1 rRNA gene is annotated in these 290 nt (G+C 42.1%); it reads right to left on the bottom strand.

The annotated features are described in order from the left end of the window. Window positions 1-214: 214 nt before the first annotated feature. A 16S ribosomal RNA gene (locus ACN6NB_RS19520) occupies window positions 215-290 on the bottom strand; the annotation flags it as partial.

Genomic DNA, 290 nt, shown 5'->3' with positions numbered 1-290 from the left:
GGCATCCACCGTGCGCCCTTTCTAACTTAACCATTTCTTACTTTAGAAAGAATCACTATGTGTGATGAACTTTGCATTGCATTCAATGTGAATGTATTACTTATTGTTATCTAGTTTTCAAAGAACAATCCTGTCTCGCTAGAGACATGTTTTGAAGGAATGATCCTTCAAAACTAAACAAGACGAAAACGCACGCTGCTCCATATATCCTTAGAAAGGAGGTGATCCAGCCGCACCTTCCGATACGGCTACCTTGTTACGACTTCACCCCAATCATCTGCCCCACCTTC

It is taken from the genome of Bacillus sp. 11B20 (assembly GCF_056098985.1).
The sequence above is the reverse complement of the archived record's forward strand: the minus strand, read 5'-3'. Positions and strand labels throughout refer to the sequence as shown.